At 71.8% G+C, this 16003-nt stretch carries 11 protein-coding genes and 1 tRNA gene; 6 read left to right on the forward strand and 6 right to left on the reverse strand.

The genetic code is table 11. The features are described 5' to 3' along the window. Nucleotides 1-68: 68 nt before the first annotated feature. Nucleotides 69-142, forward strand: a tRNA-Pro gene (locus tag QI633_RS12085). A gap of 67 nt (nucleotides 143-209) precedes the next feature. Here QI633_RS12085 and QI633_RS12090 read toward each other — a convergent pair. After that, a complete protein-coding gene (locus tag QI633_RS12090; protein WP_141798965.1) occupies nucleotides 210-1118 on the reverse strand; it encodes a slipin family protein in 909 nt (302 codons plus the stop codon). Nucleotides 1119-1319: 201 nt separating this feature from the next. Between QI633_RS12090 and QI633_RS12095 the strand changes: the two genes are divergently transcribed. From QI633_RS12095 to narI, 5 genes are read left to right on the forward strand one after another with little or no spacing between them, the layout of a single operon-like run. Then, nucleotides 1320-2567: a NarK/NasA family nitrate transporter gene (locus QI633_RS12095; protein ID WP_282429121.1), complete on the forward strand. Its 1248-nt coding sequence runs from the start codon at nucleotides 1320-1322 to the stop codon at nucleotides 2565-2567. Further along, nucleotides 2564-6259 (forward strand): nitrate reductase subunit alpha, encoded by a 3696-nt coding sequence (locus QI633_RS12100; RefSeq protein WP_282429122.1) that lies wholly within the window; start codon nucleotides 2564-2566, stop codon nucleotides 6257-6259. Before QI633_RS12095 ends, QI633_RS12100 begins: the two co-directional genes overlap by 4 nt. A gap of 1 nt (nucleotide 6260) precedes the next feature. Beyond that, a complete protein-coding gene (narH, locus tag QI633_RS12105; protein WP_349016726.1) occupies nucleotides 6261-7925 on the forward strand; it encodes a nitrate reductase subunit beta in 1665 nt (554 codons plus the stop codon). Next, nucleotides 7922-8584, forward strand: coding sequence for a nitrate reductase molybdenum cofactor assembly chaperone (narJ, locus tag QI633_RS12110; protein ID WP_141798962.1), 663 nt, complete (start codon nucleotides 7922-7924; stop codon nucleotides 8582-8584). The genes narH and narJ overlap by 4 nt, the downstream gene beginning before the upstream one ends. A 1-nt stretch (nucleotide 8585) precedes the next feature. Continuing rightward, nucleotides 8586-9302: a respiratory nitrate reductase subunit gamma gene (gene narI, locus QI633_RS12115; RefSeq protein WP_282429123.1), complete on the forward strand. Its 717-nt coding sequence runs from the start codon at nucleotides 8586-8588 to the stop codon at nucleotides 9300-9302. 4 nt (nucleotides 9303-9306) lie between these two features. Here narI and QI633_RS12120 read toward each other — a convergent pair whose 3' ends face one another. From QI633_RS12120 to cydB, 5 genes are read right to left on the reverse strand one after another with little or no spacing between them, the layout of a single operon-like run. After that, nucleotides 9307-9855, reverse strand: a complete 549-nt coding sequence (locus tag QI633_RS12120; RefSeq protein ID WP_141798960.1) for a flavodoxin family protein — start codon at nucleotides 9853-9855, stop codon at nucleotides 9307-9309. Next, on the reverse strand, nucleotides 9852-10700 hold the full coding sequence (locus QI633_RS12125) for a universal stress protein (protein ID WP_141798959.1): 849 nt from the start codon (nucleotides 10698-10700) through the stop codon (nucleotides 9852-9854). The genes QI633_RS12120 and QI633_RS12125 overlap by 4 nt, the downstream gene beginning before the upstream one ends. 9 nt (nucleotides 10701-10709) lie before the next feature. Next, a complete protein-coding gene (locus QI633_RS12130) occupies nucleotides 10710-11633 on the reverse strand; it encodes a universal stress protein (protein WP_141798958.1) in 924 nt (307 codons plus the stop codon). Beyond that, nucleotides 11623-14985: a thiol reductant ABC exporter subunit CydD gene (gene cydD, locus QI633_RS12135; RefSeq protein WP_282429124.1), complete on the reverse strand. Its 3363-nt coding sequence runs from the start codon at nucleotides 14983-14985 to the stop codon at nucleotides 11623-11625. The genes QI633_RS12130 and cydD overlap by 11 nt, the downstream gene beginning before the upstream one ends. After that, nucleotides 14982-16001 (reverse strand): cytochrome d ubiquinol oxidase subunit II, encoded by a 1020-nt coding sequence (cydB, locus tag QI633_RS12140; RefSeq protein WP_282429125.1) that lies wholly within the window; start codon nucleotides 15999-16001, stop codon nucleotides 14982-14984. Before cydB ends, cydD begins: the two co-directional genes overlap by 4 nt. Nucleotides 16002-16003: the final 2 nt, after the last annotated feature.

The following is a 16003-nucleotide window of genomic DNA, read 5'->3' on the forward strand; positions in this document are numbered from 1 at the left end:
ATTCGGGACAGGCCGAGGGCCTGCGGTAGTGTTCCGTTCGCTTCGGACGGTGATCCCGAACGGGGCTTCGGGCTGTAGCGCAGCTTGGTAGCGCACCTGACTGGGGGTCAGGGGGTCGCAGGTTCAAATCCTGTCAGCCCGACCGAGAAAAACCGGCTCCGACCTGCATCGCCGTGGGTCGGAGCCGGTTTCGCATCTCCATGCACGGATCAGCTCGCAGTCGGCCTGATGCTCGCGGGCGCCGGGTGCGGCTCGGGTGCGTGTCCGGGCACCACGAGTCCGTCGGTCGAATGCCCGGTCCGGACCGGCAGGACCGGCACGACCTGAGTGTCTGTCATGGTGGACGCGGCCTGGGTCTCGCGACGCAGGAACTCGCCGAGGTCCGCGACGGTGCTCATCAGGGGCGCGGGGAACACGACCGTGGTGTTCTTGTCGACACCGATCTCGACCAGGCTCTGAAGGTTGCGCAGCTGCAGCGCCAGGGGGTGGTCCATCATCGTGTCGGACGCGTCGCCCAGAGCGGCCGCGGCGGCAGCCTCTCCCTCGGCCGCGATGATCTTCGCCCGCTTCTCGCGCTCGGCCTCGGCCTGCCGGGCCATCGCACGCTTCATGCTGTCCGGCAGCTGGATGTCCTTGAGCTCGACGAGGGTGACCAGGACGCCCCACTCGTTGGTGGTGCGGTCCAGGATCTCGCGGATGCTCGCGTTGATCGCGTCCGTCTCCGACAGTGCCTGGTCCAAGGTGTGCTGGCCGACCACGTTGCGCAGGGTGGTCTGGGCGATCTGGTTGATCGCGGCCGCGACGTTCTCGATCGCCACCACCGACTTCACGGCGTCGACGACGCGGAAGTAGGCGACTCCAGCCACGTCGATGCTCACGTTGTCCTTGGTGATGATCCCCTGGGACTGGATCGGCATGGTGACGATGCGGAGCGAGACCTTTCGCAGCCGGTCGACGACGGGAATGATGAGACGGAGCCCGGGCTCGCGCACGTGTTGCACCCGGCCGAGCCGGAACACGACGCCCTTCTCGTACTGGTTGACGATGCGCAACGCAGCGCCGAGCACGACCGCGAGCACGGCCAGGACGGCGATGACCGTCGTGAGGAAGGCATTCATCTGGAGTCTCCTTGACTGGGGAACACCTTCCACGGTGCTCCGTCCGGCCGAGGCCGCCCAGAGGCGAAGGGCACGGCGACCGGGACCTTGTGCTCGCGCGCGGACGGGTCGACGTCGGGTACTTTGGCCCTGTGGCTCGGGCGCCGCGCGCGTCAGGGTCGGACCATGGATCTGGGGATTGTGAGCGCCGAAGGGGCGTCGATGACCACCACGACCGGGGGAACCGACCAGGGCAGTCGTGTGCCGAGCACCGGCGCCACGCGATGGCTGATGCTGGGGGTGGCCACCCTCGGGTTCGTCGTGAACTTCTGGGCGTGGGCATTGCTGAGTCCACTCGGCCCGCTGTTCCGCGACACCGGGACGCTGGGCACGCTCAGTGAGTCCGACGTGTCGCTGCTGGTGGCGGTGCCGGTGGTGGTGGGCTCGCTCGGGCGGATCGTCGTCGGAGCGCTGACCGACCGGTTCGGTGGGCGGGTGATGTTCCCGCTGGTGTCGCTGGCGACCGTCGTGCCGGTGCTGTTCGTGGCCTTCGTGGCGCTCGACTCCTACGCCCTGCTGCTCGTCGGCGGCTTCTTCCTCGGCATCGGCGGCACCGCGTTCGCGGTCGGCGTGCCGTTCGTCAACGCGTGGTTCCCGCCGGAGAAGCGGGGGCTGGCGGTCGGCATCTTCGGCGCGGGCATGGGCGGTACGGCGATCAGCGCGCTCACCACGGTGAAGCTGTACGACGGCCTCGGGCACCGCGCGCCCTTCCTGATCACCGCCGCGGCCCTGGCGGCGTACGGGATCCTGGCCTGGCTGGTGCTGCGCGACGCGCCCGGCCGGAGCATCCCCACCACCCCGCTCGGCCAGCGACTGGCGGCCACCGCCCGGCTGCCGATCACCTGGCAGGCCTGCGTCCTCTACGCCGTCGCGTTCGGCGGGTACGTCGCGTTCTCGGTCTACCTGCCGGCGTACCTCAAGACCGCGCACGGCCTCACGCCTGCCGATGCTGCCAACCGGATGGCGGGCTTCGTCGTCGTGGCCGTGGTGATGCGGCCGGTCGGGGGCTGGCTGGCGGACCGGATCGGCGCGATCCAGGTGCTCGGCGTGGGCTTCGCGGTGGTCACCGTGTGCGCGGCGATCGCGGCAGGCACCCCGCCGCTCGAGGCCGGCGGCACGGTGGCCTTCCTCGCGATGGCGGCCGCACTCGGCATGGGCAGCGGTGCCACCTTCGCTCTGGTCGCCCAGGTCACCGAGCCCAGCCGGGTCGGTGGCGTCACCGGCCTGGTCGGCGCCGCGGGCGGGCTCGGCGGCTTCGTCCCCCCGCTCGTCATGGGCTACGTCTACGGCCGCACCGACTCCTACGCCATCGGCCTGTGGCTGCTCGCCGCGGCCGCGGCCGCCACTCTCGTGCTCACCTTCACCGTCGTCAGCCGGACCGTCGCCCAGCACAAGGAGAACGCCGTATGACCGACCTCGAGTCCCGCCTGCAGCAGGTCGCGATCGGCTCCCGACGGTTCTTCACGAAGGCCGAGGTGAGTGACGACGACCGGGCCCTGTTCAAGCAAGGCGGACGCGAGGGCGACGTCTTCTACCGGGACCGCTGGAGCCACGACAAGGTCGTGCGCAGCACCCACGGCGTCAACTGCACCGGCTCGTGCTCGTGGAAGGTCTACGTCAAGGACGGGATCATCACCTGGGAGGCGCAGCAGACCGACTACCCGAGCGCCGGCCCGGACCGTCCCGAGTACGAGCCCCGCGGCTGCCCCCGGGGCGCCGCGTTCTCCTGGTACACCTACAGTCCCACGCGCGTGCGCTACCCGTACGTCCGCGGGGTGCTGCTGGAGATGTTCCGCGCCGCCAAGCAGCAGTACGGCGACCCTGTGGTCGCGTGGGGATCGATCGTCCAGGACCCCGAGAAGGCCCGTGCCTACAAGCGCGCCCGCGGCAAGGGCGGGCTGGTCCGGGCCACGTGGGAGGAGGCCGCCGAGATCGTCGCGGCCGCCCACGTCTACACGGTCAAGCGCTGGGGACCGGACCGGATCGCCGGCTTCTCGCCGATCCCCGCGATGTCGCCGGTGTCCTACACCTCGGGCGCCCGGTTCCTCGAGCTCATCGGCGCGCCGATGCTCTCCTTCTACGACTGGTACGCCGACCTGCCCAACGCCTCGCCCCAGATGTTCGGCGACCAGACCGACGTACCGGAGTCGGGGGACTGGTGGGACGCGGGCTACCTGATCATGTGGGGCTCCAACGTCCCGCTGACCCGCACGCCCGACGCGCACTGGATGACCGAGGCGCGCTACCGCGGGCAGAAGGTGCTCGCGGTGGCCCCGGACTACGCCGAGAACGTGAAGTTCGCCGACGAGTGGGTCAGCCCCGCGCCCGGCACCGACGGCGCGCTGGCGATGGCGATGGGACACGTGGTGCTCAAGGAGTACTTCGTCGAGCAGCAGGTGCCCTTCTTCACCGACTACAACAAGCGCTACACCGACCTGCCCCACCTGGTCTGCCTGGACCCGGTTCCGACAAGCTCGACCACCGGTCAGGCGGCCTACCGCCCCGGCAAGTTCCTCGTCGCCGGCGACATCGACCACCCCGAGGGCGGCACCGAGAACACGCTGTGGAAGCCGGCGGTCCTCGACGCCACCACCGGCGAGGTGCGGATCCCACGGGGCTCGATCGGCCACCGCTACGGCGAGGAGGGGTTGGGGCACTGGAACCTCGAGCTCGGCGACCTCGACCCCGCCCTGAGCCTGTACGACGTCCGCGAGGAGGTCGTCGAGGTCGAGCTGCCACGCTTCGACGCCCCCGACGGCAAGGTCCGCCACCACCGCCGTGGCGTCCCGGTCAAGCGCATCGGCGACCGGCTGGTGACCACGGTCCTCGACCTGATGCTCGCCCAGTACGGCGTCGCCCGCGACGGTCTGCCCGGCCAGTGGCCGGCGAGCGGCGACGATCCCGACGGCGTCGCCACGCCGGCGTGGCAGGAGCAGCACACCGGCGTGCCCGCGGCCCAGGTGCGCCGACTGGCACGCGAGTGGGCGCAGAACGCGATCGACACCCAGGGCCGCGGGATGATCCTGATGGGTGCGGGTGTCAACCACTGGTTCCACTCCGACCAGATCTACCGCGCGATGCTGGTCCTGACCACGATCACCGGATGCCAGGGCCGCAACGGCGGCGGCTGGGCGCACTACGTCGGGCAGGAGAAGGTGCGCCCGATCATGGGCTTCCAGCACCTCGCGTTCGCCCTCGACTGGCACCGCCCGCCGCGGCACATGAACCAGACCGCGTACTGGTACGTGAACACCAGCCAGTACCGCTACGACACGTTCAGCGCCGACGACCTCGACGCCGGCACCGGCATCTTCGAGGGCAAGACCGTGATGGACCTGCTTGCCCAGTCGGTCCGGCTGGGCTGGAGCCCGAGCTACCCGACCTTCGACCGCAGCTCACTGGCCCTGGCCGACGACGCGGCGGGTGCCGGCATGGAGGTGCCGGCGTACGTCGCCCGCGAGCTCAAGGAGGGCCGGCTGCGGTTCGCCGTCGAGGACCCCGAGCACGAGGACAACCACCCGCGGATCCTGTCGCTGTGGCGCTCCAACCTGCTGGGCTCCTCGGCCAAGGGCAACGAGTACTTCCTGCGCCACCTGCTCGGCACCGACAGCGCCGCCACCGCGAAGGAGGCGCCACCCGAGCTGCGGCCGAAGGACGTCGTGTGGGCCGAGCAGGCGGCCGAGGGCCGGCTCGACCTGCTCACCACGATCGACTTCCGGATGACGAGCAGCACGGTGCTCAGCGACGTCGTGCTGCCGGCGGCGACCTGGTACGAGAAGCACGACCTGTCGACGACCGACATGCACCCCTTCGTCCACTCGTTCAACCCGGCGATCCCGCCGCCGTGGCAGACCAAGTCGGACTGGGACACCTGGAAGCTGATCGCCCAGCGGTTCTCCGAGATGGCGGTCGACCACCTCGGCACCCGGCGTGACGTGGTCGCCAAGCCGCTGTGGCACGACACCCCCGAGGCGATGGCCAGCGAGCACGGCGTCGTCCAGGACTGGAGGGCGGGGGAGTGCGAGCCCGTGCCCGGCAAGACGATGCCGGTCATCGTGGTCGCCGAGCGCGACTACACCGCCATCCACGAGAAGATGACGACGATCGGGCCGCTGCTCGAGAAGGTCGGCATGACGACCAAGGGCGTCCTGTACGACGTACGGCGCGAGGTCGACCTGTTGCGTCAACGGCACGGCACCGCGCAGACGGGTGCGGGTGCCGGCCAGCCGAGGGTCGAGACCGACGTGCAGATGGCCGACTCGATCCTGCACCTGGCGGGCGTCTCCAACGGACACCTGGCCACCCAGGGATTCCGGTTCCTGGAGAAGCGCACCGGCACGAAGCTCGCCGACCTCGCCGCCGAGCACGAGGGCAAGCAGATCACCTTCCGCGACACCCAGGCCGCACCGGTGCCGGTGATCACCTCGCCGGAGTGGTCGGGCTCGGAGTCGGGCGGGCGGCGCTACAGCCCGTTCACCATCAACATCGAGCGGCACAAGCCGTTCCACACGCTCACCGGACGCCAGCAGTTCTACGTCGACCACGACTGGTTCCTCGGGATGGGCGAGATGCTGCCCGTCTACCGACCACCGCTCAACATGACGACGCTGTTCGGGGAGGCGCCGATCGGCGAGCGGAACGAGCTGGGCGTCTCGGTGCGCTACCTGACGCCCCACAACAAGTGGTCGATCCACAGCGAGTACCAGGACAACCTGTTCATGCTCTCCCTGTCGCGCGGCGGCCAGTCGGTGTGGGTCTCCGACCGGGACGCCGCGAAGATCGGGATCCGCGACAACGACTGGATCGAGATGGTCAACCGCAACGGCGTCGTCGCGGCCCGCGCGATCGTCAGCCACCGGATGCCGGAGGGCACGGTCTACATGCACCACGCCCAGGACCGGCTGATCGACGTACCGCTGACCGAGCGCGACCGCAAGCGCGGCGGCATCCACAACAGCCTCACCCGGATCCTGATGAAGCCCAACCACATCGTCGGGGGCTATGCCCAGCTGGCGTACTTCTTCAACTACATCGGCCCGATCGGCAACAACCGCGACGAGGTCACGATGATCCGCAAGCGGACCGCGGAGGTGGAGTACTGACATGCGCGTCATGGCTCAGATGGCGATGGTGATGAACCTCGACAAGTGCATCGGCTGCCACACCTGCTCGGTCACCTGCAAGCAGGCGTGGACCAACCGCACCGGCACGGATTACGTCTGGTTCAACAACGTGGAGACCCGCCCCGGGCTGGGCTATCCGCGCACCTACGAGGACCAGGGGGAATGGCGCGGCGGCTGGATCCGCAAGCCCAACGGGCGGCTCGCGCTGCGCGCGGGCGGCCGGTTCAAGAAGCTGCTCACCATCTTCTCCAACCCGAAGCTGCCCTCCATCGAGGACTACTACGAACCCTGGACCTACGACTACGACAACCTGCTCAGCTCGCCGCAGAGCGACAACTTCCCTGTGGCGCGGCCCAAGAGCCTGCTGTCCGGCAAGAACATGAACGTCGAGTGGTCGGCCAACTGGGATGACGACCTCGGCGGCTCCCAGGAGCACGCCGCGCGCGATGTCATGATCCGGGGCATCGAGGACAAGGTGAAGATGGAGTTCGAGCAGACCTTCATGTTCTACCTGCCCCGCATCTGCGAGCACTGCCTCAACCCGTCGTGTGCGGCGTCCTGCCCGTCCGGAGCGATCTACAAGCGCTCCGAGGACGGCATCGTGCTCGTCGACCAGGACCGCTGCCGCGGCTGGCGCATGTGCGTGTCGGGCTGTCCCTACAAGAAGGTCTACTTCAACCACAAGACCGGCAAGGCCGAGAAGTGCACCTTCTGCTACCCGCGCGTCGAGGTCGGCATCCCGACCGTCTGCTCCGAGACCTGCGTGGGCCGGCTGCGCTATCTCGGCCTGGTCCTCTACGACGCCGACAAGGTGCTCGAGGCGGCCAGCATCGAGGACGAGCACGCGCTCTACGACGCGCAGCGGGCCTGCTTCCTCGACCCGCACGACCCGGCGGTCCGCGCGGCTGCGGAGAAGGCCGGCATCCCCGGCGACTGGATCGAGGCGGCCGCCAAGTCGCCGGTGTGGCGGCTGATCAACGACTACGAGGTCGCCCTCCCGCTGCATCCGGAGTACCGCACCATGCCGATGGTCTGGTACATCCCGCCGCTCTCGCCGGTCGTCGACGCGGTCAAGGAGACCGGCGAGGACGCAGAGGACCGGGGCAACCTGTTCGCCGCGATCGACACCCTGCGCATCCCGGTCGAGTATCTCGCCAACCTGTTCACCGCCGGTGACACGGCCCCCGTCGACCGGGTGCTGCGCAAGCTCGCGGCGATGCGCTCCTACATGCGGGACATCAACCTGGGCCGCGATCCCGACGACGCGATCCCGGCCGCGGTCGGGATGACCGGGGAGCAGATCTACGAGATGTTCCGGCTGCTCGCGATCGCGAAGTACGACGAGCGCTATGTCATCCCGCCCGCGCACGCCGAGCAGGCGCACGCGCTGGAGGAGCTGGCCACCGACTGCCCGGTGTCGGAGTACGGCGGTGGGCAGCGGGACCTGTTCGGCGAGGGCTCCGGCTATCCGACGCCGGTCGCGGTGGAGAACTTCCGGATGCTCCAGGAGCGCCAGACCAGCGACACCTTCGCCGCGCCCGACGACAAGGGGGCACGGGTCAACCTGCTCAACTGGGACGGCAAGGGCGTGCCCGACGGGCTGTTCCCGCCCCGTGCCGACGGCTCCGAGGAGGAGGCCTCGTGAGGCGCCGCCACCGTGTCGACGTACGCCCGGTGTGGGCGGCCTGCGCGGCCCTGCTCGACTACCCGACCCCCGCGCTGCTGGCGACGCTGGACGACATCGAGGCGCTGGTCCCAGCCGATCCCGATCTCGCCGGGCTGTTCGCCCACCTGCGCGGCAGCGGGCTCGGAGAGCTGCAGGCCGAGTACGTCGCGACCTTCGACCACACCCGCAAGTGCGCGCTGCACCTGACCTACTTCGCCTACGGCGACACCCGTCGTCGGGGGCAGGCCCTGCTGCGGTTCAAGGAGGCCTACCGTGCCGCGGGGGTGCGCTGGGACGAGGCGACCGGCGAGCTGCCCGACCACCTGTGCGCCGTGCTCCAGCTCGGCGCGACCGTCGACGTCGCGACCGCGACAGGGCTGCTCACCGACCATCGGGCCGGCCTGGAGATGCTGCGACTCGCGCTCGCCGGGTGGCGCAACGACGACGGTTCGACCGGGTCGCCGTGGGCCGGCGCCCTGGCCGCGGTGTGCCGCACGCTGCCGGAGCTGCGCGGGGACGAGGCGGACGCCGTACGTCGCCTGGTGGAGCAGGGGCCGCCGGCCGAGGAGGTCGGCCTCGACGGGTACGGCGCCGGCCCGGCGCTGATCGCGCCCGCGACTCTCGCGGTGAGGAGCTGAGGTGGACGTCTTCCTCTGGGTGATCGTGCCCTACCTGTGCCTGGCGACCTTCGTGGTCGGCCACGTGTGGCGCTACCGCTACGACAAGTTCGGCTGGACGACCCGCTCCTCACAGCTCTACGAGAACCGGCTGCTGCGCCTCGGCTCGCCCCTGTTCCACTTCGGGATGCTGGGCGTGGTCGGCGGACACGTGATCGGGCTGCTGGTGCCGCGTGCCTGGACCGACGCGATCGGGATCGGCGACCACACCTACCACCTGGTCGCCGTCGCCGGTGGCCTCGTTGCCGGCGTGATGGCGCTGGCCGGCATGGCGATCCTGGTCTACCGCCGCCGTACCGTCGGTCCGGTCTTCTCGGCGACCACGCCGATGGACAAGGTGATGTACGCCTTCCTCGCCGCCGTGATCGTGCTGGGGATGTGGAACACGATCGCCGGGTCGATCTTCACCCTCGGCGGTGAGTACAACTACCGGGAGGGCGTCTCGGTCTGGTACCGATCGTTCCTCGCCTTCACCCCGGACGCCTCGCTCATGGCGCAGGCGCCGATCGGCTTCAAGCTGCACGCCCTCGTGGCGTTCGGCCTGTTCGCGCTGTGGCCGTTCACCCGGCTGGTGCACGTGTTCAGCGCGCCTCTCGGCTACCTCACCCGGCCCTACATCGTCTACCGCAGCCGCGACGCGCACGCCGGTCGGGCGACCCAGTGGAGCCCGCGGGCCTGACGGATCAGGCTGCGTGGTCGAGCTCGGCGACGCAGGCGGCACCGATCATCTGCCCCCAGCGCTCGGCGCGGGCGTCCTCACCAGGGCACAGTGGTCCGCGGGTTCCGTCGACGAGGAAGGCGACGGGCTTGCGGAGCAGGTGGAAGCCGCGGCGCCGCAGCAGCCGGGCCGCGGTGACGCCGGCCGCCACGGGGAGCCTGCGGACCTTCGCGACCCGGGTGTCGAAGACCGCGACCAGGCTGGTCCCGAACCGGTCCGGTACGGCGTGCGCGATCCACTCGCGGGCTCCGATCTTCGCCCGCTCGGCCGGTGCGCCCTGACGGACGGCGTCCTGACGGCTGCTCGGCCGGCTCAGCGAGAAGGCGTGGGTCGGCGCGCCGACCACGAGCAGGTCGACGTCGACGGGGCCGGTGGAGGCCAGCGAGGTGACGGGGACGTGGTGCGCCTCGAAGCCGGAGCGCTGCAGGCCCCGCACGATCGCTTGCGCCACCTGGGCCGTGTTGTCGAACAGCGACTCGTAGACCACGAGCGCGCTGGGTGCCTCGCGGCTCATGACGGCAGGACGACCGTCGGCTCGGGCACGACCGCGACGGTCGTGTGCGCCCGTTCCACGACGGCCGTCGCGATCGATCCGGTGACCAGGCGGCCGACGGTGTCGAGCGGGTGCCGGCCGACCACGACGAGGTCCCAGGCCGCGGTGCGGCCGCCGAGGACGTCGTCGACGAGCCCGTGGGTGACGCGCATGGTCACCGGGACGTCGGGGTACTTCTCGGCGAAGCCGGCGACGGTCTCGGCGAGCAGCAGGTGTGCCTCGTCCTCGGGTCCGAGGTCGACGTCCTCGACACGCACGTTGCGCAGGCCCGCCACGGCGGTGACCACGTCCCACACGACGTGGACCACCGTCAGGGCATGACCGCGCAGCGAGGCCTGCGTGAAGGCGAAGTCGAGGACGGTGAGGGAGGACTCGGTGCCGTCGACGCCGACGAGCACACCCTTGCCGCGGTGCTCCTCGGCTCGAGGACGGCACACGACGACCGGGCAGTACGAGAGCCGGCTGACCGCGGCGCTGACGGAGCCGAGCAGCATGCTGCGGACCGTGCCGCGGCCCCGGGACCCGACGACCAGGAGGTGCGCGTCGTGGGAGAGCTCGACCAGGGTGCCTCGGGGGTCGTCAGCAGCGGTCAGGCCGGTCACGTCGACGTCGGGCGCGGCCTCGCGCGCCAGCCGGACAGCCTCGGCGTTGATGCGGTGGACGGCGCCCTCGTCGGCGCTGAGGACGACGAGGGGCCGGCGCTCGAGGGCGGCCTGCTCCGCGGCCCAGGCGATGGCGCGGGCGGCGTGCTTCGAGCCGTCGGCGCCCACGACGATGCTGCCGGGCCGGATGGTGGTGGTGCTCATCGCTATCCCTCAGCTCTCGGCCGGGGCGTCGGCCTGCGGTACGACGACCACGGTGGTGTGCGAGCGTTCGACGACGGAGGTGGCGACCGCTCCGGTCACCAGACGCAGCAGGGAGTCGACCGGGTGCCGGCCGACGACGATGAGGTTCCACAGGGCACCGGTGTCGCTCAGGCAGTCCTCGGCCATCCCGCGGGCGAGGCGGAGATCCACCGACACCTCGGGGAACTTCGAGGCGATCCCGGCGACGCTCTCGCCGAGCAGGACCCGGTACTGGTCGAGGCCGGTCTCGCGCGGCGAGACCATGACAGGACCGTGCATGGCCCCGACCTCGTCCCACACGGCGTGGACGACGGTGAGGGGGAGGCCCATCAGCGACGCCTGCTGGAAGGCGAACTCGATGACGGGCAGGGACTCAGCGGTGCCGTCGGCACCGACGAGGATGCCCTGCCGGGTCCGGTCCTCGTGCCGCTCGGGGCGGCACACGACCACCGGGCAGCCGGCGTCGCGGCTGACCGCGGCGCTGACCGATCCGAGCAGCTTGCTGCGCAGGACGCCGCGGCCCCGGGAGCCGAGGACGAGCAGGGGCACATCCCGGGAGATCTCGACGAGCACGTGGCGCGGATCGCCGATCCGGGCCGCGGTCGTCACGTCCAGGCCGGGGTGCAGGTGCAGGGCGACCTCGGCGGCCTCCTGCGCCAGCGCACGGGCGCTGACGAGGGCCTGGTGGGGATCCCAGGAGTAGACGGCGCCCATGCCGCTCCAGGCCGCGGTGGGGACCTCGGGCCCGTTCACGGCGGTGACGACGGTCAATGGGCGTCGCTCGAGGAAGGCCTGCTCGGCGGCCCAGCGGACGGCGCGGTCGGCGTCGTCGGAGCCGTCGGTGGCGACGACGATGCTGTTCGCGGCGACGGGGTCGAGAGAGTCAGTGGTCATGCGTCCAGCGTGGTGCGGGCCCGCTCGCGCCGGTACGGGCCGATGCCCCGGACCGGCCGGGACCTTCGACCCGCGGCTCCATCCGGACCGTCCGGTCGACCAGGTCGAGACCCACCGCACCGTGGGTGATCCACAGCACCGATCGGTCGCGGGGCCCGGCGAGCAGCTCGCGGGCCACGGCCTCGGCCGTGGGGTGGTCGAGGTGCGCTGTCGGCTCGTCGAGCACCAGCACGGGGTGATCAGCGAGCAGCGAGCGGGCGACGCCGAGACGGGCTCGCTCGCCGCCGGAGAGACTTCCGTGCCCGGCGCCCAGCCAGGTGCCCAGGCCGTCCGGCAGGCCGTCCAGCCAGGCGCCGAGGTGAGCGCGCCGCAGTGCTTGGTCGACCTCGGCGTCGCTCGCGCCGGGCCGCGCCAGACGGACGTTCTCGGCCAGCGTGGTGGCGAAGACGTGGGGGGCGTCGTCGACGAGGCCGACCTGCCGTCGTACGTCGTCCGGGGCCAGGTGCTCCAGGCGCGCGCCGCCGAGGCGAGCGTCTCCGGACATGGGGTCGAGGAAGCGCAGCAGGACGGCGGCCAGGGTGCTCTTGCCGCAGCCGGAGGGCCCGACCACGGCGATGCGCCGGCCGGGAGCCAGATCGAGGGAGACCGGCGGGGCGAGGGGAGCGCGCAGGTCCCACCGCGCCGTGACCGCGTCGAGCGCGACCGCGTCGCCCTGCGAGGCGGTGCGGCTCGGGAAGTCGGAGACTGCCGGCGGGCTCGTCTCGAGGGCCTGCAGCCGGTCGTCGGCGGCGGCGGTGCGCGCTGCCAGGACGCCGGCGTCGGCACAGGGCAGGGTGACGTCGGCGAGGGCCAGCGGGAGGAGGACGAGAAGCGCCATGACCGGACCGGAGATGCGCCCGTCCGCGAGGGGGCCGGAGCTCACGACCGCCATGGTCGCGACGGCTGCACCGCTGCCCGTGAGGATCAGGGCGCGGGCTGCCGCCAGCCACCGTGCGGCGGAGCTCGACACGGCCCCGATCTGTGCGCTGGTGCCGGCGGCGCGTCCGGCCGCCGGGAGCGATCGCTGCCACATGCGCAGCTCACTGCCGACCTGCACCGCCTCGACCACCGTGTCGGACAGGGCGGCGCGGAGCCCGACGAGACGGCGTTCGGCTGCGCGTGCCCCGTGGCGTGCCACCACGAACGCAAGGCCCCCCAGGAGCGGGAGCGACGCCACGACGGCGCCCGCGGCGGGCAGCAGGAGTGCTGCGACCAGGGCTGCCGACAGGCCGACCAGCCCGAGCTGGGTCATCGGCATCCGGACCCGCAGCTGGCGGTCGACGACGCTGTCGACGTCGTCGACCACGCTGCTGAGGACGTCACCCCGTCGCCGGCCGATACGGCCGGGCACCAGCGGGACCAGCGCGTCGTACACCTCGACCCGGCGGCGCGCCAACAGGCGCAGCGCCGCATCGTGGGACCACAGGCGCTCGACGTAGCGCAGCACGGGCCGGGCGAGGCCGAAGGCCCGGACTCCCACGACGGCGACGAGCAGGGTCAGCACTGCAGGTCGCGTGGAGGCCTGCACGATCAGCCAGCCGGCCGTCGCGGTGAGCGCCACGCCGGAGGCCGAAGCGAGGGCACCCAGCACCGTGGCTCCCACGAGTCGGCGATTCTCGGCTCCGCCCGGCTCGGCGGAGCGTTGCGCCGCTGGGCCGATCGGTGCCGCCGGGACCACAGCCGGCCGCAGCAGAGGCGGGGCAGCGGTCGGCGGCGGTGGCAGCTCGATGCGCCGGTCGGCCAGGTCGACCAGCCTCGGGCGGTGGGCGACCACCACGACGCCGCGGTTCCGGGCGAGGGTGACGATGGTGTCGGCGATGACCTGCTCGGTGAGCTCGTCGAGGTGGGCGGTCGGCTCGTCGAGGAACACCCAGGGACGCTCGGCCAGCACGATCCGCGCCAGGGCCAGGCGCGCCCGCTCGCCCGCCGAGAGCGTCAGGCCGTCCTCGCCGAGGTCGCTGTCGAGTCCGTCGGGCAGGGCGCGGACGCGCTCCTCGAGAGCGACCTCCCGCAGCACCGCCCACAGGTGGTCGTCGGTCGCGGCGCTGGACGCGATGCGGAGGTTGTCGGCGATGCTGCCGGAGACGAACAGGGGCTGTTGCGGGAGCCATGCGACCTGGGCCTGCCAGGCGCGGCCGCCGACCTCCTGGCCGCCGGCACTGATCGTGCCGCTGTCGAGGGACACCAGTCCGGCCGCCGCAGCGAGCAGGGTGGACTTGCCGCAACCGGACGGTCCGGTGAGAGCAGTGATGCCGCGCGCCGGGATGACCGCGGAGACGTCGCGCACGGCGGGCGTCGTACGTCCGCGCCAGGTGACGGTGACGTGGTCGAGGACGAGGGGGCAACCCGTCGGCGCCGCCCGGTCGAGACCGTCGTCCGGCGTTGCCGCCAGGGCGTCGTGCGCAGCGGCGAAGGTCGCGGCGCCCTCGGCGGCGGCATGGAACTCCGCACCGACCCGGCGCAGCGGCCAGTACGCCTCGGGCGCGAGGAGCAGGACCACGAGCGCGGTGTGCAGGCCGAGCCCGCCCGAGGCGAGGCGGACCCCGACGGTCACCGCGACCAGCGCGACCGACAGTGTCGCGACCAGCTCGAGGACCGCGGACGACGCGAAGGCGATGCGCAGGGTGCCCAGCGAGGCGCGTCGGTAGCGGTCGGTGACCTCGGCGATCCGCGCGGACTGGGCCCGGGCGCGGCGGTGCGCGACCAGCGTGGGAAGGCCGCGCACCACGTCGAGGAAGTGACCCGAGAGTGAGGCCATCGCGCGCCACTGCTCCTCGGCGCGATCGCGGGTCGCGAGCCCGACCAGGGCCCCGAACACGGGCACGAGCGGAAGGGTGGCGAGCACGATCACCGCGCTGAGCAGGTCCTGGGTCGCGATCGCGACGACCGTGAGCGGCGGCAGCACGGCGGCGACCACGAGGGCGGGGACGTAGCGCGTGACGTAGGGCTCCACGGCGGCGACGCCGCGCGTCGCGAGCACGACCTCCTCGCCGGTGCCGGTCGTGGGCCCGGCCCGGTCGACGTACGCCCCGACGAGGCGGTGGCGCAGCACGGTGCCGATCACCGAGGCGGCCCGCGCGGCGCACAGGTCCGCGCTCGCGCCGCTCGCCGCCCGCAGCGCGAGGACGCCGACGACGCCCCACGCCCAGCCCGACAGGTCCTGGCCGCGCAGCACGGCGACGAGGAGGCCCGACACGACCCACGCCTGCGCGAGGACCACCAGGCCGCCGGCCACGCCGGCCACGACGACACCGGTCAGCTCGGCCCGGGCCGGCGCCAGGAGGGCACGCAGCCGCGGGTCCGACGGCCTCATCGGATGCTCGCGCTCTCGGCGGGCGCGGGGATGTGGTGGGTGGCGATCCGCTTGCGGAACACCCAGTAGGTCCAGCCCTGGTAGGCGAGCACCAGCGGGGTGAACACCACGGCGGTCACCGTCATGATCTTCAGCGTGTAGGCCGTCGCGGCCGCGTTGGTCGTGGTCAGGCTCGCGCCGCCGGCCAACGTGCTCGGCATGACGTCGGGGAACAGGGCGAGGAACATCCCGGCGACCGCCAGCGCGATCGTCACGAACGTGCCGAGGAAGGCCCAGCCCTCACGGCCTGCGCGGGCGGCGAGGCCCGCACCGACCAACGCGAGAGCGGCGAGCACGAAGGCGACCGCCGACCCGGTCGTTCCGGTCTGCTGCTGGGTCCACGCCAGGAACGCGACCGCCAGCACGGCGGTGACGGCGACCGAAGGCAGGGCGAGGCCGCGTGCGCGGTGCCGGATCTCGCCGTCGGTCTTGAGCGCGATGAACAGGGCGCCGTGGGTGACGAACAGGGCCAGCGTGGTCAGCCCGCCGAGCAGTGCGTAGGGGTTGAGCAGGTCGAAGAAGCCACCGGCGTACTCGAGGTCGGCGTCGATCGGCACGCCGCGCAGGATGTTGGCGAACGCCACGCCCCACAGCAGGGCCGGCACGAACGAGCCGACGACGATCGCGAGGTCCCAGCGGGCCTTCCAGCGGGCGTCGGGCCGCTTGGCGCGGTACTCGAACGCCAGCCCGCGCACGATCAGGGCGACGAGGATCAGCAACAGCGGGAGGTAGAAGCCGCTGAACAAGGTCGCGTACCACTCGGGGAAGGCGGCGAAGGTGGCGCCGCCCGCGACCAGCAGCCAGACCTCGTTGCCGTCCCAGACCGGGCCGATCGTGTTGATCATGACGCGACGCTCGGTGTCGTCGCGAGCCAGGACCGGTAGCAGCAGGCCGACCCCGAAGTCGAAGCCCTCGAGGGTGAAGTAGCCGATCCACAGGACGGCGATCAGGACGAACCAGACGGTGGTGAGCTCCATGG

The sequence above is a fragment of the Nocardioides sp. QY071 genome (genome assembly GCF_029961765.1).
GTDB lineage: Bacteria > Actinomycetota > Actinomycetes > Propionibacteriales > Nocardioidaceae > Nocardioides.